This is a genomic window from Mesorhizobium argentiipisi (SeqCode) (assembly GCF_037179585.1).
Lineage (GTDB): Bacteria > Pseudomonadota > Alphaproteobacteria > Rhizobiales > Rhizobiaceae > Mesorhizobium > Mesorhizobium argentiipisi.
The window spans coordinates 1-7,798 of the sequence record NZ_JAPYKO010000062.1; the positions used below are offsets into that span (position 1 = coordinate 1).

Sequence of the window (7,798 nt, forward strand, 5' to 3'; positions counted from 1 at the left end):
ACTCTTCGCCGCCGAGAAGCTTAACTGTCTCGGCCCAGCCATCATCAACAAGCGATTCGTGTGTCATCCCCAGCGTAGAATCACAACCGATTCCGCGCCGCAATACCCTATCTTAGCGCCTATGCCCACAAGGGGGAGATTGGCAGCTCCCGCGCCCTGCTCCAGCGGCCAGGGTGCGCTTCCCGTCCTTCTCTACGTGACATACCGCTTCCCCTGGTTATATGATAAAAGCACTCCACTAAAACGGAGGTGCCTCCGTTTATTTAACTGGGGTCTGGCCAGCCATGGTTCAACCCCCCATATTGCTTTGGTGGAGAAAAAGGTGCCCGAGCAGGAAATGACCAAAGCGACGCGCGACGCGCCGGTGCAAAAACCGCTGCGCGCCGATGCGCAGCGCAACCGCGACAAACTTGTCGAGGTGGCGGCGCAGATGTTTGCGAGCGACGGCGTCGACGCTTCGCTGGAGGAGATCGCCAGGCGGGCAGGGGTCGGCATCGGCACGCTTTACCGCCATTTCCCGACCCGCGAGCATCTGGTCGAGGTGGTTTACCGCCGCGAGGTTGAAGGGCTCTGCCACGCCGCCGGGGAACTGGCACAGCTGCATCCGGCCGATGTCGCGCTCGAACTGTGGATGCAGCGCTTCGTCGACTACATCGCCACCAAACGCGGCCTCGCCACCAGCCTCCGGATTCTGCTTACCACGAATTCGACGCTGTTCTCCGACACGTCCGGTCGTGTCTCGGGCGCGATGCGGGGCCTGATCGAGGCCGCAGCCGCCTCGGGCAAAATCCGCGCCGACGTCGACGCTTCCGATGTGATGCATGCGCTGGGCGGCATTTACTCCGCGCCCAACACGCCCGATTGGCGCGAACGTTCGGGGCGGCTGGTGAAGCTGCTGATGGATGGGTTGCGCTTCGGGGCGAGGGGCTGAGGCGCCGCAACTGTTGATCTCCCGGCAGGATAGAGGGGGGCGCTGTCCCGCCAACGTCTCCCCGACTGGCGTTCCCCAACCCACGGCCTACATAGTCGGCACCACCCTCCCTCCCAAAAGGATCCTGCCATGCCTGAACAGCTCAAACTCAACGACGGCTCGACCATCCCGCAGATCGGGCTCGGTGTATGGCAGGTCGATCCGGAGATCACCGCCAAGGTCGTTCGCTGGGGCATCGAGGCGGGTTATCGCCTCATCGACACCGCCGAGGGTTATCGCAACGAGGAAGGCGTCGGCGAGGCGATTCGTTCGGCCGGCGTGCCGCGATCGGAACTCTTCATCACCTCCAAGCTGCGCAACGGCGCGCATCAGCGCGATGCGGCATTGCGAGCCTTCGACGACACGATGCAAAAGCTCGGCATCGACCAGATCGACCTTTTCCTTATCCACTGGCCGGTGCCCAGCCAGAACAAATATGTCGAGGCCTGGAAGGCGCTGGTCGAGCTGCAGAAGGCTGGGCGCACGTCGGTCGGTGTCTCGAACTTCAACCAGGACCATCTGGAGCGTATCATCGGCGAGACCGGCGTGACGCCGGTCGTCAACCAGATCGAATTGCATCCGCGCTTCCAGCAGCGTGACAAGCGCGATTTTCACGCCAGGCACAACATCCGTATCGAGAGCTGGAGCCCGCTGGGCAGCGGTCGGCTGCTGGCCGACCCGCCGCTAGAGAAGCTCGCCAGGAAGCATGGCAAGTCTGTAGCGCAGGTGATCATCCGCTGGCATGTGCAGGAAGGGCTGGTCGTCATCCCGAAGTCGATCCACCAGGAGCGCATCGCCGGCAATTTCAACGTGTTCGACTTCGAGCTGGATGCGGACGACATACAGACAATTCGTGGCCTGGATTCCGCCGACGGCCGGACGGGGCCGAACCCGGCCATAGCGGCGTTTTTGTTCTAAGGATTAAGCTCCACCTTCACCCCTTGTGGAACCGCTTGGGAAGAAGGGCGCTTAAATTCCCTCGCCGTCCACCAGCGGCACGTCATCGCCTTCCCAGGGGCTCGGCATCGACCCGCGCCCTGCGGTCGGCAGCGGCATCCAGCATCTGAGCTCCGGTTCTGCATATTCGACGATGCGGCCGGGCGAGGAGTCCGACGCTCGCCAGCCTTCCTCGCCGAACTGGTCGGCGCGCGACCAATAGGCCATGTCGACCTCGGCCGGTCCTTGCTCCGAGGAGCGCACCGTCACCAGGATGCGGCTGCCGTCCCGCGGCGCGCTTGCCATGTTGCGCCACTGTTCGGTCTCGTCCATGCGATCTCCTCCTGCTGAACCAATTCCAGAAAAACCGACCGTCGCAATAGTCGCCGCCCGCCGGGAAGGGGTCAACCCGAACTTGGAGCGCGACAGGCAATTCATTCACAGCTAATATGTCATTGGCCGCAATCGGACAGACGACGATGGATGAAGGATTGCTGTCACCAGTGACCCGTCTCGGGCCGGTCCATCTCAGGGTGACCGACGTGCCGGCGGCCTTGAATGTCTGGCGCGACGCGCTTGGGTTGGAGCTGCTTCGCGAGGACGCCACCATGACGGAGCTTGGCGCCGGCGGCCGGACGCTGATCGTGCTCCATGCCGGCGCGGAGGCACCGCTGCCGCAGAAGTCGCGCGATCTCTTCCACGTCGCCATCCATATCACCAGCCGCCGCGATCTCGCGCATACAGCCGCCCGCCTCAAGGCATCCGGCTTACGGTACAGTGCCCAGGATCACCTGGTTTCGGAATCGCTCTATGTCTCCGATCCCTCCGGTAACGGCATCGAGATCTGCTTCGACACGCCGGAGCGCTTGCTGCGCCGCGAAGTGTCGCCCAACGGCCGCGTGGCGCTGATTGCCACCAACGGCAGCGCGCATTCGGGGATCGAGCCGCTGGACGTGTCGGGCCTGCTGCGCGACCTCGGCAATTCCGGCAATATCGAGCCGAAGATGGCGCCGGATGCCTTTATCGGCCACATCCATTTGCGCGCCCGCGCGCCCGAGATGCTGATGAAATTCTATCTCGGCGTGCTCGGCTTCCGGCCGCATATCCAGTCCCGGACCTTCGGCATGTTCGACTGCGGCACGGAGCGTCGCGCCCATATGGTGGCCTTCAACATCTGGGCGCGCGACGAGCTGCGCGAGCCGCCGCCGGGTGCAGCCGGCCTCGACCATTTCACCATCGAGCTTGGCTCGGCGCAGGAGCTCGCCGCCGTGGAGCGCAGGCTCGAAGCGGCCGACACACCGGTGAAAAGGGACGGTCGCGTTATCTCGACCGCCGATCCGGAAGGCAACCGCCTGCGGCTCGTGGTCCAGGGAGATTGATCGCAACCGATTGAAGACGGGAAGAAGTGGAGGAGGGGGAAATGTCGCTGATGGTGATTGGAACCGGCTTCGGCCGGACCGGCACGGATTCGATGCGCGAGGCGCTGACCATGCTCGGCTTCGGTCCTTGCCACCATATGTCGGAGGTAATGACGCATGGGGAGCAGAAGCGGCTCTGGCGGGCGCTGGCCAGGGGCGAGGCGCCCGACTGGGCCCGGCTCTTCGCGGGATACAAATCCTGCGTCGACTGGCCCTCGGCGTACTATTGGCGCGAGTTGATCGAAGCCTATCCGCAGGCGCGCGTCATTCTAACCTGGCGTTCGCCCGAAAGCTGGTGGGAGAGTTTCGAAAAAACCATCCTGCCGGCGATCGCCGGCAGCACGGACCAGGAGTCGCTAGGCATCGCGCTCGTCGCCAAGCAGGTCTTCGGCGGCCGCCCGCAGGACCGCGCCCATGCGATCGCCGTCTATCGGGACAATGTCGAGGCGGTGCTGAGCACAGTACCGGCGGAGCGACTGCTGGTGCACAAGCTCGGCGATGGATGGGCGCCGCTCTGCGCCCATCTCGGCGCCCCAGTGCCGGACGAACCCTATCCCAGCCGCAACTCGACCCGGGAGTTTCGGACGGCGCTGTCGCTGTAGTGAAGTCGGTAAAGGAATAGGGCAGTAAGGCAATATGGCAGTAGGGCAGTAGGGGAATGGATGGAAGACGCGACGTCGACGCAGTTCCGATTTACCTACTGCCCTACTGCCCTATTCCCTTAGACATGCACGTCGCCGAAGGACAGCTCCCCGTCATCGGCGCGGACCAGGAAAGCGGCGGCGAGCAGCGCGAGATAGCCGGCGGCCACGCAGCACACGACGACGACGCCCGGGATGGGTCCGAGCGTCGCCACCCGGAACGTATCGACAAGCGAGGCGCCGAAGCCGATGGGAGAGCCTTCACGCGACAGGCTCGGCGTGGTGATCTTGAGGATCCAGGCAAGCAGCAGGATCGTGTACATGAAGATGTAGTTGCGGCGCAGCCGGCGGATCAGCGCCGCGCGCTGCGTGATCAGGAAACGCGGCGAGCGCAGGCCTTCGCCGAGGATGGCGAGCCAGTTGGAAGCGTAATCCGGCTGCGGCGAAAAGATCTGCGCGAAGTAGTAGCGCTCGAACTGCCGCACACGGGCGCGGTAGACGTCGAAAAAACGGTAGCGCCGCGCCTCGATCCACAACAACAGCGTGATCAGGAGCATGGCGAACAAAAGCACGCCGTGATGCGCGCTGGGCGTCGACAGCGACACCGACAGCATCGCCGCCACCACGGTGATCGCCCAGTTGCTGGTGCGGTCGAGCCGGTCGCGCCACCCGGCCATGCGCGCGATCTCGGCGCGGTGGAAATGCGACAGCGTCGTGGTGAATTCAGCGGAGCTGAGCTTCAGCGCCAGCGTGTCGGAAGCTCGCGGCGGTGCGGCCTTCTCGGTGGATCTTGCCGGTACAGCCGCCTCTGTCGACCTCGCCACAGCCGCGCCTGTGGATTTTGCGGCATTCGTCTGGGACATTCTGCCATGCGCCTCCCGCCGCCATGGCCGGCCCGTCCTCGCCTTAACATCGACCGGCCACACCCCTGGCTCTTCAACGTGCGGCCGGCCAGAATGTTCCCGTCTTTTCAGGCGGATAGATCAGGATGCGAGTGGGGAAGACCGCCATTCGCGCGCCGCGGAAAGGGCAGCACATCGGCAATCGGCCGGGCATGCTGGGCTGCCGCCACGGCCTCGATCACAAGGTCGAGCGCCGCGAGAGCGGCGCGGCTCGTTTCATCGCCGCCGCGCAGGTAATGGCACGCCCGGTCGAGGTGCAGGTGGGCGGCGGCAAAGTCGCTTTTCATCAGCTTCTCCTTGTTGCCCCGCCTTGGCGGCCAACATCGTCGAGTCGCTTTACCGGGAAACAAAGATCGGCGGCAGCATTTGATTAGAATTTTATGAGCTGCCAATCTCTCCACGAGGGGGGAGATCAGCAGTTCCGGCGCCAGTGCAACCGATCCTTACGCCAGACCGTTATGTCCGGGCGAGGAATGAGGGGTGCATAAATTGCCCAACATGCTCAATCGGGGAGCGTCGCTGTCGATCTGGATCGCGCTTGGTGCTGTGGCGCTCGTCTTGATGCCCGCCGTAGCATTCTCCGCCGAAAAAACCGGCATGTCCTCGGAGGGCATTTTCGTCGCCGAGTTGATCCTGCTTCTGGTCGTCGGCCGCGGCATCGGCGAAGTGCTTGAGACACTTAGGCAGCCGGCGGTGATGGGCCAATTGATCGGAGGCATCCTGCTCGGACCTTCGCTGCTCGGCTGGGTTTGGCCGGCGGCCGAGCGGCTGGTCTTTAGCGGCGACGCCTCGCAGAAGTCGATGATCAACGCCGTCGCCCAACTCGGCGTCCTGATGCTGCTTCTGCTCACCGGCATGGAGACGGATTTGCGGCTTGTGCGCCGCGTCGGCCGCGCCTGCTTTTCCATCTCGGCCGCGGGCGTGGCCGTGCCTTTCGCGCTCGGTTTCATCGCCGCCCAGTTCATGCCCGACACGCTGCTTGCCGCCGGCAGCGAGCGCATCGTCGCCGGGCTGTTCCTCGGCACTGCCCTCTCCATTTCCTCGGTCAAGATCGTCGCCATGGTGGTGCGCGATATGAATTTCATGCGCCGAGACCTCGGCCAGGTCATCGTCTCCTCGGCGATCATCGAGGACACGATCGGCTGGGTGATCATTGCCATCACCATCGGCATCGCCACCCAGGGGCGGATCGAGCTCGGCAGCCTGGCCTTCACGGTTGCCGGCGTTGCCGCCTTCATGGCGTTTTCCTTCACGCTCGGACGCCGCATCGTCTTCGACGCGATCCGCTGGACGAACGATACTTTCCGCTCCGAATATGCGGTGGTCACCGTCATCCTCGCCATCATGGGCGCAATGGCTTTGATCACGGACCTGATCGGCGTCCACACCGTGCTCGGCGCCTTCGTCGCCGGAATACTGGTGGGCGAATCGCCGATCCTGTCTCGTCACATCGAAGGGCAATTGCGTGGCATCATCACGGCGCTCTTCATGCCGGTGTTCTTCGGCGTCGCCGGCCTGTCGGCCGACCTCACCGTGCTTGCCGATCCTCAGCTCGCGCTGCTCACACTGGCGCTGGTGGTGATCGCCTCGATCGGCAAGTTCGGCGGCGCCTTCATCGGCGCCGAGGTCGCCGGCATGAGCCGCGCCGAGGGCATTGCGGTGGGTTGCGGCATGAATGCGCGAGGCTCGACGGAGGTGATCGTCGCCTCGATCGGCCTGTCGATGGGTGTGCTCTCGCACAATCTCTTCACCATGATCGTCACCATGGCGGTCATCACCACCTTGGCCATGCCTCCGACATTGCGCTGGGCGCTGCGCCGGCTGCCGATCAGCGAGCAGGAAAAGAAACGCCTGGAGCGCGAGGAGATCGACCAGCGCGGCTTCGTCGCCAATCTGGAGCGGCTCCTGGTTGTGGTCGACGAAGGCGTCGTTGGCCGCTTCGCCGCTTATCTCGCCGGCGTCATCGGTGCCGGCAAGCCGACGACCGTGCTGCATTCCAGCGGCGAGATCGATGCCGAGCCGACCGAAGGCCTGCATCTGGAGGAAATCGAGAAAGGTGCGGAGGACAGCCGCGAGGCCGCCAGGAAATCCGACGAGACCCCGGTGCGCGAAGCGCCGGTCACCCGCCGCCAGCATGAGGAGCTTTCGACCGACGCGGTGGCCAAGGAAGCGCGCAAGGGCTACGGCATGCTGCTCGTCGGCCTCGGCCGCGCGGTCACCTCCAAGGGCGCATTCTCGCATCGGCTGAACGAGGTCGCCGGCGCCTTCGACGGGCCGCTCTGCCTGGTGTTGAAGCCGGCGACCGCAGGCCGTCAGATGCCGCGGCTCGGCCCGGAAGCCGGCAAGATATTGGTGCCGGTCAACGGCACGGCGGTCGCCCGCCGCGGCGCCGAACTGGCGCTGGCGATAGCGGCGGTCACCGGCGCGTCGGTCAAGATGCTCTATGTCGCCAGGGTCGGTCGCGACGAGCCGCGCGACACCGTATCCCACCGCCGCAGGGAAGCGGTGCTGAAGGACATCGTCGCGCTTGCCGACCGCTATGGCGTCGAGACCGAGACGGCGATCCGCAGCAGAGCCGCCGCCGCCGATGCCATCGCTCGCCAGGCCGGCCGCAACGTTGCGTTGATCGTCATGGGCGTGGCGCGGCGCCAGGGCAAGGAGCTGATCTTCGGCGAGACGACGACCGGCGTCCTGCGGCGCAGCCCATGCCCGGTGGTGCTGATCTCCGACGAGCGGGTGACGCGCGACGAGAGCGACCGCGAGGCGGTGCGCACGGGCACGGGGACAGGGTCAGGGATTGGCTAATCTCCCCCACAAGGGCATAGGCGCTAAGATAGGGTATTGCGGCGCGGAATCGGTTGTGATTCTACGCTGGGGATGACACACGAATCGCTTGTTGATGATGGCTGGGCCGAGACAGTTAAGCTTCTC

Annotated in this window: 8 protein-coding genes; 5 read left to right on the forward strand and 3 right to left on the reverse strand. The window is 64.7% G+C overall.

Translation table 11 applies throughout. The features are described from left to right. Positions 1-337: 337 nt before the first annotated feature. Together O7A05_RS33650 and O7A05_RS33655 are read left to right on the forward strand one after the other, a co-directional pair. Positions 338-931 carry a TetR/AcrR family transcriptional regulator gene (locus O7A05_RS33650; protein WP_337097707.1) on the forward strand — a complete coding sequence of 198 codons (594 nt, stop codon included), beginning with the start codon at positions 338-340 and terminating at the stop codon, positions 929-931. A 129-nt stretch (positions 932-1,060) separates the two neighbouring features. Beyond that, entirely contained in the window at positions 1,061-1,888 is an 828-nt protein-coding gene (locus tag O7A05_RS33655) for an aldo/keto reductase (protein ID WP_337097699.1), read from the forward strand. Between the two features lie 51 nt (positions 1,889-1,939). Here the strand turns inward: O7A05_RS33655 and O7A05_RS33660 are convergent, their stop codons facing one another. Beyond that, positions 1,940-2,239, reverse strand: a complete 300-nt coding sequence (locus O7A05_RS33660) for a hypothetical protein (protein ID WP_140753268.1) — start codon at positions 2,237-2,239, stop codon at positions 1,940-1,942. A gap of 146 nt (positions 2,240-2,385) precedes the next feature. Here O7A05_RS33660 and O7A05_RS33665 point away from each other — a divergent pair, with 146 nt between their 5' ends. Together O7A05_RS33665 and O7A05_RS33670 are read left to right on the forward strand one after the other, a co-directional pair. Further along, positions 2,386-3,285, forward strand: coding sequence for a VOC family protein (locus tag O7A05_RS33665; RefSeq protein ID WP_337097701.1), 900 nt, complete (start codon positions 2,386-2,388; stop codon positions 3,283-3,285). Positions 3,286-3,326: 41 nt separating this feature from the next. Beyond that, positions 3,327-3,926 (forward strand): sulfotransferase family protein, encoded by a 600-nt coding sequence (locus O7A05_RS33670; protein ID WP_337097702.1) that lies wholly within the window; start codon positions 3,327-3,329, stop codon positions 3,924-3,926. A gap of 119 nt (positions 3,927-4,045) precedes the next feature. Here the strand turns inward: O7A05_RS33670 and O7A05_RS33675 are convergent, their stop codons facing one another. Together O7A05_RS33675 and O7A05_RS33680 are read right to left on the reverse strand one after the other, a co-directional pair. Further along, positions 4,046-4,828 carry a DUF2270 domain-containing protein gene (locus O7A05_RS33675; protein WP_337097703.1) on the reverse strand — a complete coding sequence of 261 codons (783 nt, stop codon included), beginning with the start codon at positions 4,826-4,828 and terminating at the stop codon, positions 4,046-4,048. A 107-nt stretch (positions 4,829-4,935) separates the two neighbouring features. Continuing rightward, positions 4,936-5,154, reverse strand: a complete 219-nt coding sequence (locus O7A05_RS33680; RefSeq protein WP_337097704.1) for a hypothetical protein — start codon at positions 5,152-5,154, stop codon at positions 4,936-4,938. A 274-nt stretch (positions 5,155-5,428) separates the two neighbouring features. Here O7A05_RS33680 and O7A05_RS33685 point away from each other — a divergent pair, with 274 nt between their 5' ends. Further along, a complete protein-coding gene (locus O7A05_RS33685; protein WP_415927096.1) occupies positions 5,429-7,672 on the forward strand; it encodes a cation:proton antiporter domain-containing protein in 2,244 nt (747 codons plus the stop codon). The last annotated feature ends 126 nt before the right edge of the window (positions 7,673-7,798 follow it).